The organism is Novosphingobium sp. HNCC26DJ243 (assembly GCF_057180545.1).
The window spans coordinates 1054312-1074322 of the sequence record NZ_JBXUGN010000001.1; the positions used below are offsets into that span (position 1 = coordinate 1054312).

Sequence of the window (20011 nt, forward strand, 5' to 3'; positions counted from 1 at the left end):
GGCCTATTGCGGTGCGGCTGAACTGTTGGTGACCAGCGAGATCGATTTGAGACCCGCAGCGTTAAGCTCGCCCATCACCGCTGCCACCCGGCCCCAGTCGAGCACGCGATCGGCGCGCAAGGTGACGAGCGGCGGCTTGGGCCCCTTGTCGAGCCCCGCCAGACGGTCGGTGAGTTCGCCCGGCGCAAGCTGTTCGTCATCGAGGAACACGGTCCCCTGCGCATCGATGCTGACGGTGATCTGGTCCTGCTGCTGGTCGAGCGGATCGGCCTTGCTGTCGGGCAGATCGACCGGCACGCCTGCTGCCAGCATCGGCGCGGTCACCATGAAGATGATCAGCAGCACGAGCATGACGTCTACCAGCGGCGTCACGTTGATCTCGCTCATCGCCGCGCGGCCGCCCCGGCCCCGACGCCTGCGGCCACCACCACCGCCACCGCCACCGCCAAGAGACATCGCCATGACTCAGGCCTCCAGTTCGCGGCTCAGCGAGGCGTGGAAGCGATCGGCAAAGCGGTAGAGCCGCGTCTCGAAGCGGTTCACGCGGTGCGAGAAGCGGTTGTAGGCGATGACCGCCGGAATCGCCGCGAACAGGCCGATGGCGGTCGCGAACAGCGCTTCCGAAATGCCGGGTGCGACGACGGCGAGCGACGAATTCTGCTGCGCACCGATGTTGAAGAAGCTGTCCATGATGCCCCAGACGGTGCCGAACAGGCCGACGAAGGGCGCAACAGAGCCGACCGTGGCAAGGAAATTCAGCCGGCTTGCCAGCGCGTCGGTCTCGGTCACCACCGCGCCATCGAGCGCCGTGGTCAAGCGCTGGCGCGTTCCTTCGCGGTCGATCGCCTTGCCCGAAGTCGAGCGCCGCCATTCGGCAAGCGCGGCGTTGACCACCCTTGCCGAGGGCAGGTCGCGCCCCTTGTTGTCCTTCTGGAACTGGTCGATGTCGCGCGCCTCCCAGAATTCGCGCTCGTACTTGTCGCAATTGCGCTGGAGTCCGCCCATCCGCAACGAAAAGCCGATGATGATCATCCAGGTCCACACGCTCGCCAGCACCAGTCCCGCCATCACTGCCTGCACGACATAGTCGGCATCGAGGAACAGCTGCACCGGGTTGAGCGATGTCGGCGCAAAGGAAACGCCCTGGCCAAGCAACTCGAACGTCATGCGGATGGTAGTCCTTCAGCTTGCGAAACAACGGTCTGGAATGCGGCAACCCATGCCGCCGGCTGGCGGCGCGGACGGCCCGATGGAGCGACGAACGCCACGCGAACCGAGGCCTCGCACAGGAGCGTGTCATCCCTGAACGCACGCTGCACGATCCGGCACGAGGCGGGTGAAAGTTCGGAAACATGGCTGCGGACGAGCACGGCATCGTCCAGCTTTGCCGGACGCAGGAAGCGCAAGTCCATCGCGCTCACCGCATAGGCGCCCTCGCCCGCCTCGTGCGCGGCGCGCTGGTCGATGCCGAGCACGCGTAGCATGTCGGACCGGGCCCGCTCGAACCAGCGCAAGTAGTTGGCATGATAGACCACACCCGACAGGTCCGTGTCCTCGAAGTAGACGCGGACCGGAAACAGGTGCTCGTTGCCGTCGAAGCGGCCGGAAGTCGGCTGGGGAATGGTCATTCGCTGCCAACCCTACCCTTGCGACGAGTCGAAGGGCAAGAGGTGGTTAACGCCCTGCCCCCACCTTATGCCGTTTCAGCGCATGAGCATCGGGCCGAGCGGCATTCCGGCAAAGAGATGGACGTGCAGGTGCGGCACTTCCTGATGGCTGTCTGTGCCGGTGTTGGCGAGCAACCGGTAGCCCGGCGCGACCAGCCCCAGATCGCGCGCGACCTTGCCCACGGCGCGGACGAAACCGGCAATCTCCGCTTCGGATGCCTTGGCCGAGAAATCATCCCAGCTGACGTACGCCCCTTTCGGGATCACCAGCACGTGCGTTGGTGCCTGCGGATTGATATCGTGAAAGGCGAGCGCGTAATCGTTCTCGTACACCGTCCGGTTGGGGATTTCCCCGCGCAGGATTTTCGCGAACACGTTCTGGTCGTCGTAGGGCAGGGTCGCATCAACGGCCATGATCAGTTGCTCCGGCTGGCTTTTTCGACAATCCCCGAGGTGCCCTCGCGGCGCTGAAGCTCTGCCAGCACATCGGCCAGCGGCACCTGCTTTGCGCCGAGCAGGACCATGAGGTGGAAAATGAGATCGGCAGCCTCGCCCACAAGCTCCTCGGTGCTCCCGGCGAGCGCGGCGATGACCGTCTCGGTGCCCTCCTCGCCCACTTTCTGGGCAATCTTGGCAAGGCCCCTGGCATTGAGCTTGGCAACATAGCTGGCCGAAGGATCGCCCTGCAGGCGCTGCGCAATCGTGGCTTCCAGCCGGGCTAGGATATCGCTGTGTTCCATCGGCCTCGCATGGAGCGGAGGCGCGCGGCGGTCAAGGCTCTGCCGCCGCGGGCGCGGACTACTTCCGCCGCTTGGCGACCTGTCGGCCGACGATCAACCCCACGATGCCCATGGCGAACAGCGCGCCATCGGTCGGCTCGGGTACGGATATTCCGCCCGACTGCGCCAAGGCAGGGGCGACGGTCGCAAGTGCGGCGATCAGGCTGAGGACTACGCGAAGCACTGGTGGGGTGACCTGTTTACCGAAGAACCTCATTTGGTTCACCGGCCGGTCCTGCCAGACGCCGCGATTCGGTATAACCCCTTATGTAGGCTACCTAATGCCCCATTCCGGGACGATCATGAACGCGCCGGAAGACCGGCGACGCGAAGCGCTGCGTGTGCTTCTGCAATCGAGTGCGTGCCGAAGTGGAAGATCGACGCCGCCAGCACCGCGCTGGCATGGCCCTGCGTCACGCCTGCCACAAGGTGATCAAGCGTGCCGACACCGCCACTGGCGATCACAGGAACCGGCACCGCATCGGCAATTGCGCGGGTCAATTCAAGGTCATAGCCCTTCTGCGTGCCATCGCCGTCCATCGACGTGACCAGCAGCTCCCCCGCGCCCAGTTCGGCCAGCTTGACCGCATGGGCCAGCGCGTCGATCCCGGTGCCCTTGCGCCCGCCGTGGGTAAAGATTTCCCACTTGCCGGGCGATACGCGCCGCGCATCGACCGATCCGACCACGCATTGCGCGCCGAACTTTTCGGCAATGTCGCGCACCAGTTCGGGCCGGGCAACGGCGGCGGAATTGACCGCGACCTTGTCCGCCCCGGCCAGCAGCAGCGCGCGGGCGTCCTCGACCGCGCGGACGCCGCCGCCGACGGTCAGCGGCATGAAGCAGACTTCGGCGGTGCGCGCGACGACGTCGAGCAGCGTACCGCGCCCTTCGTGCGTGGCGGAAATGTCGAGGAAGCACAGTTCGTCGGCCCCGGCTTTGTCATAGGCCCGGGCCTGCTCGACCGGATCGCCCGCATCGCGCAAGTCGACGAAGTTCACGCCCTTGACCACGCGGCCATCGCGAACGTCGAGACAGGGGATGACGCGGACGCGGACGGTCATGAAACTTGCTCCGGGCGGTAGTGCGCATCCTTCGACCAGCTCAGGATGAACGGAACTTCAAACTATCACAAAACCCCGTTCGTGCTGAGCTTTGTCGAAGCACACGCACGGTACTTGTCGATTTCAGGCCTCAGCCATCGCAATCGCAGCGGCCAGATCAAGACGCCCTTCGAACAGCGCGCGGCCGGTAATCACGCCCTCGATGCCATCGACTTCGTGGATCTTGAGCATGCGGATATCGTCGAGGCCCTTCACGCCGCCGCTGGCGATCACCGGTATATCCACGCGACGCGCCAGTTCCACGGTCGCTTCGATGTTCACGCCCTTGAGCAAGCCGTCGCGGCCAATGTCGGTGAACAGCAGGCTGGCAACGCCTGCATCCTCGAACCGGCGGGCGAGATCTACCACTTCGACGTCGGACACATCGGCCCAGCCTTCGGTGGCGACCATGCCGTCACGCGCGTCAACCGCAACGACGATACCGCCGGGGAACTCCTTCGCCATGTCCTTGACGAACTGCGGGTCCTTCAGCGCTGCGGTGCCCATGACCACGCGCGACACGCCAAGATCGAACCAGCCCGAGACCGCCTCGCGCGTGCGGATGCCGCCGCCAAGCTGGACATGGCCATCGAATGCCTTGAGAATGCCTTCCACCGCGCTGCGATTTTCCGCCCGGCCGGCGAACGAGCCGTCAAGATCGACCACGTGAAGGAACTGCGATCCGGCCTCGGCAAACAGCGCGGCCTGCTGCGCGGGATCGTCGCCGTAAACGGTCGCGCGATCCATATCTCCTTCGGCGAGGCGGACGACCTGGCCAGCTTTCAGGTCAATGGCGGGAAAGACGATCATGGCCCGCGCGCCTAGCAGCGGTTTAAGCCAAACGGAAGGCTTCCTTGGGCACATGTGTCAGGCGACAGGCCAGGTCGGCCTCGCCCGAAGCGACGATGAAGCGCTCGCCTGCGTCGACAATGCCTGTCGTGAACACCACATCGCGCAGGTAGAGGAGGTCCTCCAGCGGGCGCGTCAGGTCGGCGTCGGGTTCGAGCAGCGGCGTGTGACTGCCCGCGATCACCTCCGATGGGTCTTCTTCGTCCAGCAACGACCAGTAAGTGCGATAGATGCCGACGATTTCCTTGGGCTCGACGCCATGCCACAGGCTCAGCCATCCCCGCCTGCCATTCAGTTCGGTCAGGATAGGTGGCGTGCCCCCGCCCATCCGCGCCGTGGCAGCAGTGCCCGCATGCGGCCGGATACCGGGCTTGATATAGGGGCGCCAGTGCAGCGCATCGGGCGAAATCGCGAGGTTGATCGAAGGCCCGGCGCGCCACTCGCTGCCCGGTGGATAGGCAAAGTAGAGATCGCCCAAGGGACGCGTCTGGGCCCAGTATTCGCCATGGACGAGCCCCTCGAAAATCAGCATGTCCTTGTTCTGGTGATCGAGCACGATGCCTTCGAAGTGCCAGTCCAGACCGTTCTCGGACGAATAGAGCGTGGTCGAATGGCGCTCCGGACTGACCGAGCAGGTCGTCATCAGGTAGGCACCCTCGCCCATCCGCGAGATGCGCGCATCCTCGATGCCGTAGCACTGGTAGGTCCCTTGCGGCGCAATTGCCTTGTCATGGTGGACCGCGATCACATCGAGCCCGTCAGGCGACATCTCGACCGGCAGCAACCACGACAGCGAGGTCAGCGCCATGACCTTCCACCCGCCGCCATGCAGCGTGAACTTGCGCGGATCGGCGGTATCGGCAAGCTCCAGCGGCCAGCCATCGAGCACGTAGCCGCCATCGTGCCAGCGGATGGCGTGGACCTTGCCGTCCCTGATCGGGTGGCGCAGCGCCTCGGCAATGCGGACCATCAACAGGATATTGCCGTTGGGCAAGACGGTCATGCCGGGGTTGAACGTCCCCAACACATAGGTCTCCGCGCCGAAATGCCCCGCGAGCGGAGAACGGTCGAGATCGACCATGAACGGCGTGAAGACGAGTCGGTCGAACGGGAACGTGGTCATCGGGCTTCGGCCTCCTTGGTCAGGAGGACAAGCGGTCACCGGCGCTTACGTTCCATCAGTCTACCCCGTCAGGGCTTCCATTCAAGGAAGCGCGAAAGCAGCGAAAGCCCATAGGACTGGCTCTTCTCGGGGTGGAACTGCACGCCAAGGATGTTGTCGCGCGCAACCGCCGCCACGATCCCGCCGCCGTGATCGCTCATCGCGGCGATGTCGTGCCCATCCTCGGGCACGAAGTGATAGGAGTGGAGAAAGTAGGCCTCGCCCGGTTCGAGCAGTTCGGCCCCGCCGCTGTGCGGCATGGGTGCAACGTCGTTCCAGCCCATGTGCGGCACCTTGATCGAAGGGTCCGCCGGTTCGATCACGCGAACCTCGCCGCCGATCCAGCCGAGCCCTTCGGTCGTGCCGAATTCGATCCCGCGATCGGCCAGAAGCTGCATGCCGACACAGATGCCGAGGAACGGTGCTCCGCCAACCTGTACCCGCTCTTCCATCGCCTCGACGAGGCCCGGCACGGCAAACAGCGATTCGATGCACGAACGGAATGCGCCCACGCCGGGCAGGACGATCCGTTCAGCCGTGCGCACGACATTGGGATCGGCCGTGACCACGACGTTCTCGGCGCCCGCTGCCTTCAACGCATTGGCGACCGAACGCAGGTTGCCCGCGCCGTAATCGACCAGTGCCAGCTTATCAGCCACCCAGAATGCCCTTGGTCGAAGGCACGGCATCGGCCTTGCGCGGATCGATGGCAATGGCCTGCCGCATGGCGCGCGCAAAGCCCTTGTAGATGCCTTCGACGATGTGGTGGTTGTTCGAGCCGTAGAGGCTTTCGATGTGCAGCGTGATCCCGGCTGCCTGCGAGATCGACGCGAACCAGTGTTCGAACAGCTCGGTGTCCATCTCGCCAAGGCGCGGCTGCGTGAACGCAGCCTTCCATACCAGCACCGGGCGGCCCGAAATGTCGAGCGCGACGCGGCACAGCGCCTCGTCCATCGGCGAATAGGTGTGGCCGTAGCGGGTGATGCCCTTCTTGTCGCCCAGCGCCTGCGCGATCGCCTGACCCAGCGCGATCGCGCTGTCTTCGGTCGTGTGGTGCTGGTCGACGTGGAGATCGCCCTTCACCCGGCATTCGATATCGATCAGCGAGTGACGGCTGAACTGCTCGATCATGTGATCGAGGAAGCCGATCCCGGTTTCCACCTTGTAGGTGCCAGTGCCATCGAGATTGACCGACACGGCAATGTCGGTTTCCTCGGTCTTTCGGGTGATCGATCCGGTGCGCATGGGAATGGGCCTATACGCCCCTCTTCTTGAGAATCAATCACCGTGGGCACTTGACCCGCGCGCCCCTCGAGGCCAGTTGTGACGCCATGAGCGATGCACCCGACAGCCTGATCCCCTACGACGAAATCGTGCAGGAGGCCCTGCGCGCTGTTGTCGGCCGGGTGCTTGGCCAGGTGGCCGCAGGCGGCGGCATGCTTCCGGGCACCCATCACTTCTACATCACGTTCAAGACCGGCGCTCCTGGAGTCGACATCCCCCAGCGCCTGCGCGAACGCTTCCCTGACGAGATGACCATCGTCCTCCAGAACAAGTTCTGGGACCTCAAGGTCGAGGAAGACCACTTCAGCGTCGGTCTTTCGTTCAACCAGATTCCGTCGACGCTGGTGATCCCGTTCTCCGCCATCACGGCGTTTGTCGATCCCGCCGTGGACTTCGGCCTGCAGTTCCAGGCCGTGGTCGACGACGAGGCCGAACCCGTCGAACCTGCCGAGAACGATTCGCCGGAACAAGCCGAGAAGCCCGCCGTTGAAGGTGCCGACGACGGCTCGAACGTCGTTACCGTCGATTTCGGCAAGAAGAAGTAGGGCTTCCCAGCGCCCTCAACATTCAAGAGGCAAGGGCATGGCAGGCAAGCGAAGCAAGGCAATGAACGCGGCAAAGGGCGCGATCGACAAGGTGCCTGCTCCCAGCCCCAATCCGATGACCAACCTGATTCTTGCCGACGTTGCCCTGCGTGCCGGTGGCGCGCTGCTCCGGCGCGGCGTCGAAAAGGGTCTTGTCGGCAGCAAGGTCGGGGCGAAGAAGGCCGGCCGGATCATCAAGGGCCGCACCATGATGCAGACGCTGGTCGGCACGGCGATCGCCCGGATCGCCACACGGTCGGTCCCCGGCGCGATCATCGTGGGTGGCGGAATGCTGGCCAAGACGCTCTACGATCGGAGGCGCACGCGCGAAGCCGAGGTCGAGGGTGCCGATGCGCTCGATGCGCAGGCCGAGCGCGGCAAGAAGGCCTGATCGGAGATCATCTGCACTTGACCCGCCGGGAACCCATGCGCCACTAGCGCACATGGTTCACGAGTCCCACGACGACACCCTGCACCGCCGGGGCCTGATGTTCATCCTGTCCTCCCCCTCGGGCGCGGGCAAGACCACGATCGCGCGCAAGCTGCTGGCTGAGGATGCTGAGATCGCGATGTCGGTCTCGGTCACTACCCGGCCGATGCGGCCTGGCGAAGTGGACGGGAAAGACTATTTCTTCGTGGATGCGGCCGAGTTCGACCGCATGGTCGAGGCCGGCGAGTTCTACGAATGGGCGACCGTTTTCGGCAACTGCTATGGCACCCCCAAGGCTCATATCCGTGACCGGCTGAAAGCCGGCGGCGACGTATTGTTCGACATCGACTGGCAGGGCACGCAGCAGTTGCACCAGAAGGCCCAGGCCGACGTCGTGCGCGTGTTCATCCTGCCGCCGAGCCTCGACGAACTGGCCCGCCGCCTGACCGGGCGAGGCACCGACGCTCCCGAAGTAATCGCCGCGCGCATGGCCCGCGCCCAAGCCGAAATCAGCCACTGGGACGGTTATGACTACGTCGTGATCAACGACGATGTCGACGCGTGCTTCGAAAAGGTGCGCGAGATTCTGGCGGCCGAGCGCATGAAGCGCACTCGCCAGACCGGTTTGATCGATTTCGTGCGCGGACTGATGCGCGGAGGCTAGAGCGACGTGCGGTATGCCAGAATCACGAAGCAGGTGCAGATATTCGGCAATCTGCTCTAGCCACCTCCTGCAATCGGTTCGGTATCCTCAATGGCCGCTCGGATCGATCGCGTTTTCGGGAATCCATGCGTTGACGATGCCGCCGTCGATCGGCAGCGGCGTGCCGACCACATAGTCACCCGCGCGGCTCGCAAGATAGATCGCGCCTCCTGCCATATCCTCGGTCGTGCCGATCCGCTTCGACGGGATGCCCCTTGCCGAGGCTTCCGGATTGCGCGCCGCCGCCTTGTTCATTTCCGACGGGAAGGCGCCGGGGCAGATGCAGCTTACCACGATGTTGTCGCGGATCAGACGCGCGGCCATGCGCTTGGTCAGGTGAACGACTGCGGCTTTTGATGCCTGATAGCTATAGGTCTCCCACGGATTGATCCGCAGACCATCGATCGAGGCGATGTTGATGACCTTGGCAGGCCTGCCGCCGCCTGCGGCCGCCTTGAGCAGACCGTGGAGCTTCTGAGTCAGGAAGAACGGGGTCTTGACGTTGAGGTTCATGACCTTGTCCCAGCCCGCCTCGGGAAAGTCCTCGAAGTCCGCGCCCCAGGCCACGCCCGCATTGTTGACGAGGATGTCGATGCTTTCCTCGCGCTCGGCAAGATCGGCGGCCAGTTGTTCGATTCCCGCCACGGTCGAGATGTCGCCGGGCAGCGCGATGCACTTGCTCCCCAGCCTTGCGGCTGTCTCCTCCACGACCGCAGCCTTGCGCGCGGTTATGTACACGCGGGCGCAGCCTGCCGCGATGAAGCCCTCGGCGATCATCTCGCCGATCCCGCGCGACCCGCCGGTAACCACGGCAACGCGGCCTTGCAGGCTGAAAAGTTTCGAGAAATCCATTGATATACTCCTGCCTGCTTAAGCAATTCCGCTTCGTCACCTTGGACTTGTTTCAGGGTCCATTTTTCCAATCGCACGGCGGTGCGTGTTGCAAGATGGATGCTGAAACAAGTTCAGCATGACGGAGGATGGCGCTTGAGGGAGCCGCCCTCAGGTCAATATCCGCTCAACTGCGCCACGCGCTCGGCATGGTAATACTGATCGCCCATGAACTCGGCGAGCGAACGGTCGCGCTTCATGTAGAGGCCGATGTCGTATTCATCGGTCATGCCGACGCCGCCATGCATCTGCACGCCTTCGCGCACCGCGAGGTTGCAGGTGCGCGCGGCCTTGGCCTTGGCAACCGAGACCATCAGCTCGGCCCGTTCCGAACCGCCATCCAGCAGTTGCTGCGCCTTGATCACCGCAGCCTCGGCAATCTCGAGTTCCGAATAGAGATGGGCGGCGCGGTGCTGGAGCGCCTGGAACTCGCCGATCAGCTTCCCGAACTGCTTGCGCGTCTTGAGATAGGCGGTGGTGATGTCGAACGCGCCCTGCCCTACGCCGGTAAGCTCCGCCGCCGCGCCGATGCGTCCGGCGTTCAGCACCTTGTTCAACAGGCTCCGCCCGCCGTCGACCTCTCCGATCACGCAATCACCGTCGAGTTCGACATTGTCGAAGCGGATGTTGCTGGCCATCGCGCTGTCGACCAGCCGCAGGTTCTCGTGCGAAATTCCCGCAGAGTCCTTGGGAACGGCGAACAGCGTGATGCCGTCATCGTCGCTGTCGCTGCCCGACGTGCGCGCGGCGACGATGATCGCATCGGCCGATGCGCCCTGCACCACGAACGCCTTGCTGCCCGAAAGCCGAAAGCCGTTGCCAGCCTTTTCGGCGCGGCATGCGATCCGCTCGGGCCGGTGCCTGGGACCTTCATCGACCGCCACCGCGAGCACACTGTCGCCCGCCAGAACGCCCGGAAGCCAGCGCCCGCGCAAGTCATCCGATCCGCCTGACAGCGCCGTCACGCCCATGACCGAAGTGGTCAGGAACGGCGACGGGGTCAGGTTGCGGCCGATTTCCCTGAGCACGATGCCTGCTTCGACATGGCCCATCGCAAGACCGCCATCGGCTTCAGCGGCGAGCATGCCCGTCAGCCCCATCTCGGCAAACTGCTTCCACAGCGCATGGCCGAAGCCGTCCTTGCAACCCATGTCGCGATAGTGGCGCAGCTGCTGCCTTATACCGCCTTCGTCGGCCATGAAGCCCGTGACGGTATCGGCCAGCATTACCTGGTCGTCGGTATGATAGAGAGGCATCGATCAGGCTCCCGGCAGGTCGAGAATGCGTTTGGCGACGACATTGAGCATGACCTCACTGGTCCCGCCCTCGATCGAATTGGCCTTCGTGCGCAGCCACGAACGCGCCGGCGTTCCGCCATTGGTCCGCTCGCTGTCCCATTCGAGCGCGGTTGCCCCGCCCGCCGACATCAGCAGTTCGTGGCGGCGCTTGTTCAGCTCGGTGCCCGAATACTTCATCATGTTGGGCTGCGCGGGATGCGCCTTGCCGACCTTGGCTTCGTCGAGGAACTTCTCGCCCATGCAGGCAAAGGCAAGCGCATCGACATCGAACATCGCGAGTTCCGCACGCAGGATCGGGTCTTCCAGACCGTTTCGCGCCACGACCGCGCCAATGGCATTGAGCCGCTCGCCCCCACCAGCGCCCGAGATCATCTCGCGCTCGTGCCCGAGCAGGTACTTGGCCACGTCCCAGCCACGGTTGAGTTCGCCCACGATCTGGTTCTTGGGGACTTTCACGTTGTCGAAGAAGGTTTCGCAGAACGGAGAGTTGCCGCTGATGAGCTTGATCGGCTTGGTCGTGACACCGGGCGACATCATGTCGAACAACAGGAAGCTGATGCCCTGGTACTTGTTCGCCTTGTCGGTGCGGACGAGGCAGAAGATCCAGTCGGCCTTATCGGCATAGGAGGTCCAGATCTTCTGGCCGTTGACGACCCAGTGATCGCCCATATCCTCGCCATAAGTCTGCAGGGACACGAGGTCAGAACCCGAGCCCGGCTCGGAATAGCCCTGGCACCAGCGGATTTCGCCACGCGCGATCTCGCCGAGGTAGTGGACCTTCTGCTCCTCGGTCCCGAACTTGAGCAGCGCGGGGCCTAGCATCCAGATGCCGAAGCTCGACAGCGGCGGACGCGCGCCGATCCGGGCGCATTCCTCGCGCCAGATCTTGGCTTGCGCCGGAGACATGCCTGCGCCGCCATAGGCTTCTGGCCAGTCGGGCACGGTGTAGCCCCTGGCCACGCAGGCATCGAGCCATGCCTTCTGAGCCGGGTTCTTGAACTGGAAGTTGCGACCGCCCCAGCAGACATCGCCCTCATCGCGAACAGGCTCGCGCATTTCCGGCGGGCAGTTCGCCGCCAGCCAATCGCGGATTTCCTCGCGGAAACTCTCCAGGTCAGACATGGTCATTGCTCCTCTCTTAATCGCAAGGTTAAGGCGAGTCGCGAGGCTCTGGCAAGCCCGGATTTCCGTGACTTAAGGCAAGCCCTGCATGCCGTAGCGTCAACCGCATGGCCATTGACGGCGGGTCTTTCGCGCCTAAGCTGACGTAAACGTAAAATGACAGATCGGCCCTGGGAGAGAGCCATGCGATTCAACGGAAAGACGGTCGTCGTCACCGGTGCGGCATCGGGCATCGGGCGCGCCACGACGCTCGCTTTCGCCGCAGAGGGTGCCACGGTCCATGCCGCGGACATCGACGAGGAGGGGCTGGACCAACTCGCCGGATCATCGAACGGCGCCATCGTCGCCGCACGCTGCGACGTCAGGCGTACCGAGGAGATCAAGGCGCTGATGGACCGCGCCGCCGCCGGGACCGGTGGCATAGACTGCGTGTTCAACAACGCTGGCGCGGGCGGGGATCGCGCGCCCATCGACGAGATCGAGCCCGAAGGCTGGGACCGGACGATGGACCTGCTGCTGCGTTCGGTCGCTTTCGGAATTCGCTATGCCGTGCCGCACATGATCGGCCGGAAGGGTGCGTCGTTCATCAACACCTCGAGCGTGGCCGCCGTCGGCCCTGGCTATTCGCCCACGGCCTATGCCGTGGCCAAGGCCGGGGTGCTTCACCTGACCAAGACTGCCGCTGCCGATCTTGCCAGGCACCAGATCAGGGTGAACGCGGTCCAGCCGGGCTTCATCAACACCAGCATCTTCACCAGTTCGCTCGACATGAGCGCCGAGCTTGAGGCGCAGGCCAAGGGCGCGATTGCCGCGATGTCGCAGGCCGCACAGCCCGTTGCACGCGGGGGACAGCCAGACGACATCGCCCAGGCCGTGCTGTTCCTTGCCAGCGATGCCGCAAGCTTTGTCACCGGCACGTCGCTGATCGTCGATGGCGGCATCACCATCGGCCCGCGCCACAGCTGGGACCCGAACATTCCGGGCCTGTTCGACGCGCTTCAGCAGATGGCGCAAGGCGGACAGTCGAAATGACCCCGATCGAGGGCCGCGTGCCGGCACGACTGGCGCTCGCAAACGGTCTTGGCAGCGTGGCCTACGGGATCAAGGACAACGGCTTCGCCACGTTCCTGCTGCTGTTCTACAATCAGGTTCTGGGCATGGACGCGCGGCTGGTCAGCCTTGCCCTCCTGATTGCGTTGCTGTTCGACGGATTGATCGATCCGATCGTCGGCCATGTTTCGGATCGCACGCGCTCGCGCTTCGGCCGACGCCTGCCCTTCCTCTACCTGGCCGCCGTCCCGCTGGGGCTTGCCTGGGCATTCCTGTGGTCGCCGATCGGCACACCGAGCTTTGCCATGCTGCTTGGCTCGGCAATCCTCGTGCGCGCACTGGTCGCGATGTGCGAAGTGCCGTCCGCCGCGCTCGTCGCCGAAATTTCGCGCGATTATGACGAGCGCACGCGCCTCACCCGCTTCCGCTTCCTTTTTGCCTGGGGCGGAGGGCTGCTCATGCTGCTGCTCGCCTATGGCGTATTCCTGCCCGATGCCATGCTGGCGCGCGATGGCTACCGCAACTTCGGCCTGTTCGGCGCAGGCCTGATGGTCACCTGCGTGCTCGTCTCGGCCTTCGGCCAGCATCGCGCCGTGGCGGGATGGCCGCCTGAGCGCCCCGCATCCGACAAGGGTATGTTCGCTTCGCTGGGCGAGATCCGTGAAAGCTTCTCGCACCCGGCCTGTCTCGTTGTCATGGCCGGAATTGCCGGGGCCCTTACCGCGCAGGGCATCACCTTCGCGCTGTCGAACTACCTCTATCTCTACGTCTGGAAGTTCACGCCCACAGCGCTCCAGGCCTTTCCGTTCCTCCTGTTTGCCAGCGTGGTCGGCGCGTCGCTAATCGTGGGCCGGGCTCAGGCGCGCTGGGGCAAGGCGGGTACGGTCATGCGAATGGCTCCCCTGGGCATGATCTTCTGGGCAGGACCGCTGCTCCTGCGTTGGATGGGCCTGTGGGCGGCTGACGGCTCCACCCTTGCCATCGTAACGATGTTCGCCGCCACGCTGCTGTCCAACACCTTCACCGTTACCGGCACGATGACGCTGTGGTCGATGGTCGCGGACGTGGTTGAGGCATCGGAGGAGGAGACCGGGCGACGGTCGGAAGGCACGCTGTCGGCGGGCGCGTTCCTTGCCTCGAAATGCGCTGGCGGTCTCGGCATATTCATCACCGGCATGCTCCTGAGCTATGCAGGCCTCGAAGCCAACACGCCGCCCGAGGCGGTCCTGCCGGAGGTGACCGACCGGCTGAGCCTTGCCTATGTTGCATGCATTGCGATTCTGGCACTCCTCACCGCGTTCGTCGTGCGCCGCTTTCCGATCGATCGCGCCAACCATGCGGCACGGGTCGCACGGCTCGACCAGATCGCCCGAAGCGATCCCGACGCCGCCGGGCTGCACCCATGATCCAGATCAACGACACCCGCTTAATCGTACGCTTAATTTTAGCTTGAAAAGACCCTTCGCCCGTTGAACATTGCCGCCAAGCAAAGTTCGGGCGTGTCCCAAGGAGAGCCTCATGGATTTCGAACCCACCGATCGCCAGAAGTACTGGCGCGACCGCGTCCGCCAGTTCATCGAGGATCACGTCCGCCCGCGCGACAAGGATTACAAGGCGGAACAGGCAACCGGCGATCGCTGGAAAGTCATCCAGACGATCGAGGAGGAAAAGTCCCGCGCCAAAGGACAGGGCATCTGGAACCTGTTCATGCCGCCGCGCAACAGCGGCCATCACCATGTCGAGGAAAGCTTCGCGTTCGACGGTCCCGGGCTGACCAATCTCGAATACGCGCTCTGTGCCGAGGAAATGGGCCGGATGGGCTGGGCCAGCGAGGTGTTCAACTGCTCCGCGCCCGATACCGGCAACATGGAAGTGTTCCACCGCTATGGCACGCTCGATCAGAAGGAACGGTGGCTCCGGCCATTGATGAATGGCGAGATCCGCTCGGCGTTCCTGATGACCGAACCTCAGGTCGCCTCGTCCGATGCCACCAACATCGAAACCTCCATCCGGCGCGATGGTGATGAATACGTCATCAATGGCCGCAAGTGGTGGTCGTCAGGCGCAGGCGATCCGCGTTGCAAGATCGCAATCGTCATGGGCAAGACCGATTTCGAGGCCAAGCGCCACCAGCAGCAGTCGATGGTCCTCATGCCGCTCGATGCACCGGGCGTTACCATCCTGCGCCACCTGCCGGTGTTCGGCTATGACGATGCGCCGCATGGTCACATGGAAATCGAGATGAAGGATGTGCGCATCCCCGCCTCGAACATCCTGCTCGGCGAAGGGCGCGGGTTCGAGATCGCGCAGGGGCGGCTCGGGCCGGGCCGCATCCACCACTGCATGCGCACGATCGGCGTGGCTGAAGAGGCGCTGTCGAAGATGGCCCGCCGCTTGCAGTCCCGCGTCGCCTTCGGCAAGCGCGTGTCCGAACAATCGGTCTGGGAAGAGCGAATCGCGCGTGCCCGCATTGATATCGACATGACCCGCCTGCTCTGCCTCAAAGCGGCGGACATGATGGACAAGGTGGGCAACAAGGCCGCCGCGCTCGAGATCGCGATGATCAAGGTCCAGGCGCCGAACATGGCGCTGCGCATCATCGACGATGCGATCCAGGCCCATGGCGGCGGTGGTGTGTCCGAGGACTTCGGTCTGGCACAGGCCTATGCCCATATGCGCACGCTGCGCCTTGCCGATGGTCCGGATGAGGTCCACGCCCGCGCCATCGCACGCATCGAATTCGCACGCCATTCCGACATGCCGGGCAGCGACCGGAGCTTCAGCTCTGGTGACGTCGGCGTGGCCCGCTGACACGAAGCTGGAGGAAAGCCCATGAAAGCAGCCGTTCTTGTCCAGCCTGGCCAGCCTCTGGAAATCCATGACCTGACCGTGTCAAAGCCGGGCCCGCACGAGGTGCTGATCCGCACTGCCGCCTGCGGGCTGTGCCATTCGGACCTGCACTTCATCGACGGTGCCTATCCGCACCCCCTCCCCGCGGTTCCGGGGCACGAGGCGGCGGGCATCGTCGAGGCGGTCGGTTCGGAGGTCCGCACGGTCAAGGTGGGCGACGCCGTCGTCACCTGCCTTTCGGCATTTTGCGGCCATTGCGAATTCTGCGTGACCGGGCGCATGTCGCTGTGCCTGGGGGCCGAGACGCGGCGCGGTCCGGGCGAGGCTCCGCGCCTCACCCGCAGCGACGATGGCAGTACCGTCAACCAGATGCTCAATCTTTCGGCCTTTGCCGAACAGATGCTGGTGCACGAACACGCCTGCGTGGCGATCAACCCCGAAATGCCGCTCGATCGTGCCGCGGTGATCGGTTGCGCGGTCACCACCGGGGCGGGCGCGGTGTTCAATGCCGCCAAGCTCACCCCAGGCGAGACGGTGTGCGTGGTCGGCTGCGGCGGAGTCGGGCTGGCAACGGTCAATGCCGCGAAGATTGCGGGCGCCGGCCGGATCATCGCGGTCGATCCCATGCCGGAAAAGCGCGCGCTTGCGATCAAGCTCGGCGCGACCGACGCTCTGGACGCTGGCCCGGAAACCGCCGGCCAGATCGTGGAGATGACCAAGGGCGGCGTTCACCACGCGATCGAGGCCGTCGGTCGCCCCGCCTCGGGCGATCTTGCCGTGGCCTCGCTGCGGCGCGGCGGCACGGCGACGATCCTCGGGATGATGCCGCTTGCGCACAAGGTCGGCCTTTCGGCAATGGACCTGCTGTCCGACAAGAAACTGCAGGGCGCGATCATGGGCCGCAACCACTTCCCGGTGGACCTGCCGCGCCTTGTCGATTTCTACATGCGCGGCCTTCTTGATCTCGACACGATCATTGCCGAGCGGATCCCGCTTTCGGGAATCAACGAGGGGTTCGAGAAGATGAAGCAGGGCCACTCCGCCCGCTCGGTCATCGTCTTCGATTCATGACCGAACAGCTCGACGCACAGGCAGCTTTCACCGGCACGGTCGCTCCGCAAGGGGCTGACCGGCTGGACGAAGCGGCGCTGACCCGCTGGTTCGAAACCAATGTGGAGGGCTTCACTGGGCCGCTCGCCATCTCGAAGTTCAAGGGTGGCCAGTCGAACCCGACCTACCGCGTCGACAGCCCATCGGCCCCCTATGTCCTGCGTCGCAAGCCTTTCGGCAAGCTGCTGCCCTCGGCCCACGCCGTGGACCGCGAGTACAAGGTGCAGGCCGGCCTTCACGGCACCGGCTTTCCGGTTGCACGCCAATATGGCCTCTGCACCGACGATACGGTGATCGGATCGTGGTTCTACGTGATGGGCTGCGTCGATGGCCGCACGATCTGGGATGGTGCAATGCCGGGGGCAACGCCGCAGTTCCGCCGCGACACCTACTTCGCGATGGTCGATACGCTTGCGCAGTTGCATTCGGTCGATGTCGAGGCTGCCGGACTTGCTGATTACGGCAAGCCGGGCAACTACTTCGGACGGCAGGTCGATCGCTGGAGCAAACAGTATCGCCTCGCCGAGACCGAGACGATGCCCGAAATGGAAAGCCTGATCGCATGGCTTCCCGCTACCCTGCCCGAGCAGGACCGGACGAGCGTGGTCCATGGCGATTACCGCATCGACAACATGATCTTCGCAGCCGATGAGCCCCGCGTCGTGGCCGTGCTCGATTGGGAGCTCTCGACGCTGGGCGATCCTCTCGCGGATTTCACGTATCTGTGCATGGCCTGGGTTACCGACAATGCCGGGCGGTCGGGCGTACAGGACCTTGATCGCAAGGTTCTGGGCATACCCGAACTCGACGAAATCGTTGCGCGCTATTGCGAAAAGACCGGGCGCACCGGCATTCCCGACATCAACTGGTATCTTGCGTTCAATTTCTTCCGCCTTGCCGGCATCGTGCAGGGCATCAAGAAGCGGGTGATCGACGGCACCGCTTCGAGCGCGCACGCGAAGGCGACGTCAGAGCGCGTCTATCCCCTGGCCGAAGCGGCGTGGTCCTTTGCCCGCAAGGCTGGCGCGCGCTAGAGGATATCAATGTCGCGCAGGCTGAAAGTCTATTTCGACGGCGGCTGCCGCCCCAATCCGGGTCCGATCGAAGTTGCCGCCGTGGTGCGAGGTGTGGCGCATGTCCGCGGTGATCTCGGCGCCGGGTCGAGCGGCGATGCCGAATGGCTCGCGCTGATCCACGCGCTGGAGATCGCACTTTCGAGCGGCGAGCGCGATTTCGAATTGGTAGGGGACAGCCGCAACGTGATCGCGCAGGCAACCGGCGCCATGCCCAGCCGCTCGGCAAATGACCGGGCGCACCTTGCGCGTTTTACCGCGCTCACGGCTCAGCGCCCTCCGGTGCGCGTGCGGTGGATCAAGCGTGCGCAGAACCTTGCCGGCATAGCGTTGGCAGCGCGGCACGGACGATAGGAAAAACGCCGGGAGACACGAAGTCGCCCGGCGTCATTCAAATTCCGATCGAACCGGAATTTTTGTCAGGCCGCTTCCGCCTTGGCTCCGGCCCGTTCTGCGTTGAGCGCTTCGGCAAGCAGGAACGCCAGTTCGATCGACTGCGCGGCGTTCAGGCGGGGATCGCAGTGCGTGTGATAGCGGTCCACAAGACCTTCCTGCGTGATCGCGATGGCGCCACCAGTGCATTCGGTCACGTCCTGCCCGGTCATCTCGATGTGGATGCCGCCAGCATGTGTGCCCTCGGCGCGGTGGACTGCAAAGAAGCCCTTCACTTCGGACAGGATGCGGTCGAACGGGCGCGTCTTGTAGCCGTTGTCAGCCTTGATCACGTTGCCGTGCATCGGATCGCACGACCACACTACCGGATGTCCTTCGCGCTTCACCGCGCGGACCAGCGGGGCGAGCCCTGCTTCGACCTTGTCATGCCCGAAGCGGCTGATCAGGGTGATGCGGCCCGCCTCGCGGCCGGGATTGAGCGTGTCCAGCATCTTCAGAAGCGCGTCGGGCGTCAGGCTCGGCCCGCACTTCATGCCGATCGGATTGCCGACGCCGCGCAGGTATTCGACGTGCGCCGAACCTTCAAAGCGCGTGCGATCGCCGATCCACAGCATGTGCGCGCTGGTATCGTACCAGTCGCCCGTCAGCGAATCCTGCCGCGTCATCGCCTCTTCATAGGGCAACAGCAGCGCCTCGTGGCTGGTGTAAAAGCTCGTGCCCTGCAACTGCGGCACGGTGCGCGGGTCGACTCCGCAGGCTTCCATGAAGTCGAGCGCCTCGCCGATCTTGTCGGCGGTCTCGGCAAACTTGGTGGCCCAGGGGCTCTTGCCGATATGGTCGAGCGTCCACTGGTGGACCTGCCGCAGGTTGGCGTAGCCGCCGGTCGAGAACGCGCGCAGCAGGTTCAGCGTCGCCGCCGCCTGGCTATAGGCGCGCAGCATGCGCTCGGGGTCGGGGATGCGCGATTCCGGAGTGAAATCGATCCCGTTGATGTTGTCGCCAAGATAGCTTGGCAGTTCGACACCCCCGATGGACTCCACTGGCGAGGAGCGTGGCTTGGCGAACTGGCCCGCCATGCGCCCGACCTTCACCACCGGCTGCTTGCTGGCAAAAGTCAGCACGACCGCCATCTGCAGCAGAACGCGGAAGGTGTCGCGAATGTTGTTGGGATGGAACTCGGCAAAGCTTTCGGCGCAATCCCCGCCCTGAAGCAGGAAGCCCTTGCCCGCTGCCACTTGCGCCAGATCGGCCTTCAGTGCGCGCGCTTCCCCGGCAAAGACCAGCGGCGGAAAGCTCGTCAGGGTCTTCTCGACCTCGTTCAGCTTTTCGGCATTCGGATAGGTCGGCAAATGCCGTCCTTCAAATCCGCGCCATGAATCCGCAGTCCAGTTCTGTGCCACTTGCATGTCCTTTCAAGAGGCGGGGCCATAAAGCCCGCGCGCAAGAAATGCAAAGGAAGCCTTGCGATCACCGCAAGCCAGCGAAGCGGTTACCAGCCCGGGCTTGCCATACGTGGTTTCCATTAGCTCCGATAAGCGGTTGCTTGGGTAGCGTCGGCCTAGGTTAACCTCGGCTATCGGCAGTCCAGTGCCCTGCAGGGCGCGGTCCGGCGGTGGCCCCATTAGCCATCTCGGAACGCCTGCCCACTTACGATGCCACACCTTC

General features: G+C 64.3%; 24 protein-coding genes. 9 read left to right on the forward strand and 15 right to left on the reverse strand.

What is annotated here, in order from left to right; genetic code table 11:
• Positions 1-3: 3 nt before the first annotated feature.
• The 11 genes from AC2A04_RS05045 to hisB form a co-directional block, all read right to left on the reverse strand.
• Positions 4-462, reverse strand: coding sequence for an ExbD/TolR family protein (locus AC2A04_RS05045; RefSeq protein ID WP_484211212.1), 459 nt, complete (start codon positions 460-462; stop codon positions 4-6).
• 3 nt (positions 463-465) lie between these two features.
• On the reverse strand, positions 466-1167 hold the full coding sequence (gene tolQ / locus AC2A04_RS05050; protein ID WP_484211213.1) for a protein TolQ: 702 nt from the start codon (positions 1165-1167) through the stop codon (positions 466-468).
• Positions 1164-1628, reverse strand: coding sequence for a YbgC/FadM family acyl-CoA thioesterase (locus AC2A04_RS05055; protein ID WP_484211214.1), 465 nt, complete (start codon positions 1626-1628; stop codon positions 1164-1166). Before AC2A04_RS05055 ends, tolQ begins: the two co-directional genes overlap by 4 nt.
• A 75-nt stretch (positions 1629-1703) precedes the next feature.
• Positions 1704-2081 (reverse strand): histidine triad nucleotide-binding protein, encoded by a 378-nt coding sequence (locus tag AC2A04_RS05060; RefSeq protein ID WP_484211215.1) that lies wholly within the window; start codon positions 2079-2081, stop codon positions 1704-1706.
• A gap of 2 nt (positions 2082-2083) precedes the next feature.
• Positions 2084-2407, reverse strand: coding sequence for a phosphoribosyl-ATP diphosphatase (locus AC2A04_RS05065; RefSeq protein WP_484211216.1), 324 nt, complete (start codon positions 2405-2407; stop codon positions 2084-2086).
• A gap of 58 nt (positions 2408-2465) precedes the next feature.
• Positions 2466-2672 carry a hypothetical protein gene (locus AC2A04_RS05070; protein ID WP_484211217.1) on the reverse strand — a complete coding sequence of 69 codons (207 nt, stop codon included), beginning with the start codon at positions 2670-2672 and terminating at the stop codon, positions 2466-2468.
• A 74-nt stretch (positions 2673-2746) separates the two neighbouring features.
• Positions 2747-3508 (reverse strand): imidazole glycerol phosphate synthase subunit HisF, encoded by a 762-nt coding sequence (gene hisF / locus AC2A04_RS05075; protein ID WP_484211218.1) that lies wholly within the window; start codon positions 3506-3508, stop codon positions 2747-2749.
• A gap of 123 nt (positions 3509-3631) precedes the next feature.
• Positions 3632-4357 carry a 1-(5-phosphoribosyl)-5-[(5-phosphoribosylamino)methylideneamino]imidazole-4-carboxamide isomerase gene (hisA, locus tag AC2A04_RS05080; RefSeq protein ID WP_484211219.1) on the reverse strand — a complete coding sequence of 242 codons (726 nt, stop codon included), beginning with the start codon at positions 4355-4357 and terminating at the stop codon, positions 3632-3634.
• Between the two features lie 22 nt (positions 4358-4379).
• Complete coding sequence (locus tag AC2A04_RS05085) at positions 4380-5519, reverse strand: glycoside hydrolase family 130 protein (protein WP_484211220.1); 1140 nt, start codon at positions 5517-5519, stop codon at positions 4380-4382.
• A 68-nt stretch (positions 5520-5587) separates the two neighbouring features.
• Positions 5588-6247 carry an imidazole glycerol phosphate synthase subunit HisH gene (gene hisH, locus AC2A04_RS05090; protein ID WP_484211221.1) on the reverse strand — a complete coding sequence of 220 codons (660 nt, stop codon included), beginning with the start codon at positions 6245-6247 and terminating at the stop codon, positions 5588-5590.
• The gene (gene hisB / locus AC2A04_RS05095) at positions 6210-6803 is read right to left on the reverse strand and encodes an imidazoleglycerol-phosphate dehydratase HisB (RefSeq protein ID WP_484211222.1); all 594 of its coding nucleotides are present in this window, start codon (positions 6801-6803) and stop codon (positions 6210-6212) included. The genes hisH and hisB overlap by 38 nt, the downstream gene beginning before the upstream one ends.
• Before the next feature lie 86 nt (positions 6804-6889).
• On the opposite strand from hisB, the gene AC2A04_RS05100 reads away from it, so the two are divergent.
• From AC2A04_RS05100 to gmk, 3 genes are read left to right on the forward strand one after another with little or no spacing between them, the layout of a single operon-like run.
• Positions 6890-7387 (forward strand): SspB family protein, encoded by a 498-nt coding sequence (locus AC2A04_RS05100; protein WP_484211223.1) that lies wholly within the window; start codon positions 6890-6892, stop codon positions 7385-7387.
• Between the two features lie 37 nt (positions 7388-7424).
• Positions 7425-7817, forward strand: a complete 393-nt coding sequence (locus AC2A04_RS05105) for a hypothetical protein (protein ID WP_484211224.1) — start codon at positions 7425-7427, stop codon at positions 7815-7817.
• 52 nt (positions 7818-7869) lie between these two features.
• Positions 7870-8520, forward strand: coding sequence for a guanylate kinase (gmk, locus tag AC2A04_RS05110; protein ID WP_484211225.1), 651 nt, complete (start codon positions 7870-7872; stop codon positions 8518-8520).
• Positions 8521-8607: 87 nt separating this feature from the next.
• Here the strand turns inward: gmk and AC2A04_RS05115 are convergent, their stop codons facing one another.
• From AC2A04_RS05115 to AC2A04_RS05125, 3 genes are all read right to left on the reverse strand, one after another.
• Positions 8608-9411, reverse strand: coding sequence for an SDR family oxidoreductase (locus AC2A04_RS05115; RefSeq protein WP_484211226.1), 804 nt, complete (start codon positions 9409-9411; stop codon positions 8608-8610).
• A gap of 155 nt (positions 9412-9566) precedes the next feature.
• Entirely contained in the window at positions 9567-10706 is a 1140-nt protein-coding gene (locus AC2A04_RS05120) for an acyl-CoA dehydrogenase family protein (RefSeq protein ID WP_484211227.1), read from the reverse strand.
• Positions 10707-10709: 3 nt separating this feature from the next.
• The gene (locus tag AC2A04_RS05125; RefSeq protein WP_484211688.1) at positions 10710-11870 is read right to left on the reverse strand and encodes an acyl-CoA dehydrogenase family protein; all 1161 of its coding nucleotides are present in this window, start codon (positions 11868-11870) and stop codon (positions 10710-10712) included.
• 183 nt (positions 11871-12053) lie between these two features.
• On the opposite strand from AC2A04_RS05125, the gene AC2A04_RS05130 reads away from it, so the two are divergent.
• The 6 genes from AC2A04_RS05130 (at position 12054) to AC2A04_RS05155 (ending at position 18307) form a co-directional block, all read left to right on the forward strand.
• Positions 12054-12902, forward strand: coding sequence for an SDR family NAD(P)-dependent oxidoreductase (locus AC2A04_RS05130; RefSeq protein WP_484211228.1), 849 nt, complete (start codon positions 12054-12056; stop codon positions 12900-12902).
• The gene (locus tag AC2A04_RS05135) at positions 12899-14326 is read left to right on the forward strand and encodes an MFS transporter (RefSeq protein WP_484211229.1); all 1428 of its coding nucleotides are present in this window, start codon (positions 12899-12901) and stop codon (positions 14324-14326) included. The genes AC2A04_RS05130 and AC2A04_RS05135 overlap by 4 nt, the downstream gene beginning before the upstream one ends.
• A 112-nt stretch (positions 14327-14438) precedes the next feature.
• Positions 14439-15731: an acyl-CoA dehydrogenase family protein gene (locus AC2A04_RS05140; protein WP_484211230.1), complete on the forward strand. Its 1293-nt coding sequence runs from the start codon at positions 14439-14441 to the stop codon at positions 15729-15731.
• Between the two features lie 21 nt (positions 15732-15752).
• On the forward strand, positions 15753-16841 hold the full coding sequence (locus AC2A04_RS05145) for a Zn-dependent alcohol dehydrogenase (protein WP_484211231.1): 1089 nt from the start codon (positions 15753-15755) through the stop codon (positions 16839-16841).
• The gene (locus AC2A04_RS05150; RefSeq protein ID WP_484211232.1) at positions 16838-17914 is read left to right on the forward strand and encodes a phosphotransferase family protein; all 1077 of its coding nucleotides are present in this window, start codon (positions 16838-16840) and stop codon (positions 17912-17914) included. The genes AC2A04_RS05145 and AC2A04_RS05150 overlap by 4 nt, the downstream gene beginning before the upstream one ends.
• Before the next feature lie 9 nt (positions 17915-17923).
• Positions 17924-18307, forward strand: coding sequence for a reverse transcriptase-like protein (locus AC2A04_RS05155; protein WP_484211233.1), 384 nt, complete (start codon positions 17924-17926; stop codon positions 18305-18307).
• Positions 18308-18372: 65 nt separating this feature from the next.
• Here the strand turns inward: AC2A04_RS05155 and AC2A04_RS05160 are convergent, their stop codons facing one another.
• Positions 18373-19746 (reverse strand): class II 3-deoxy-7-phosphoheptulonate synthase, encoded by a 1374-nt coding sequence (locus AC2A04_RS05160; protein WP_484211234.1) that lies wholly within the window; start codon positions 19744-19746, stop codon positions 18373-18375.
• Positions 19747-20011: the final 265 nt, after the last annotated feature.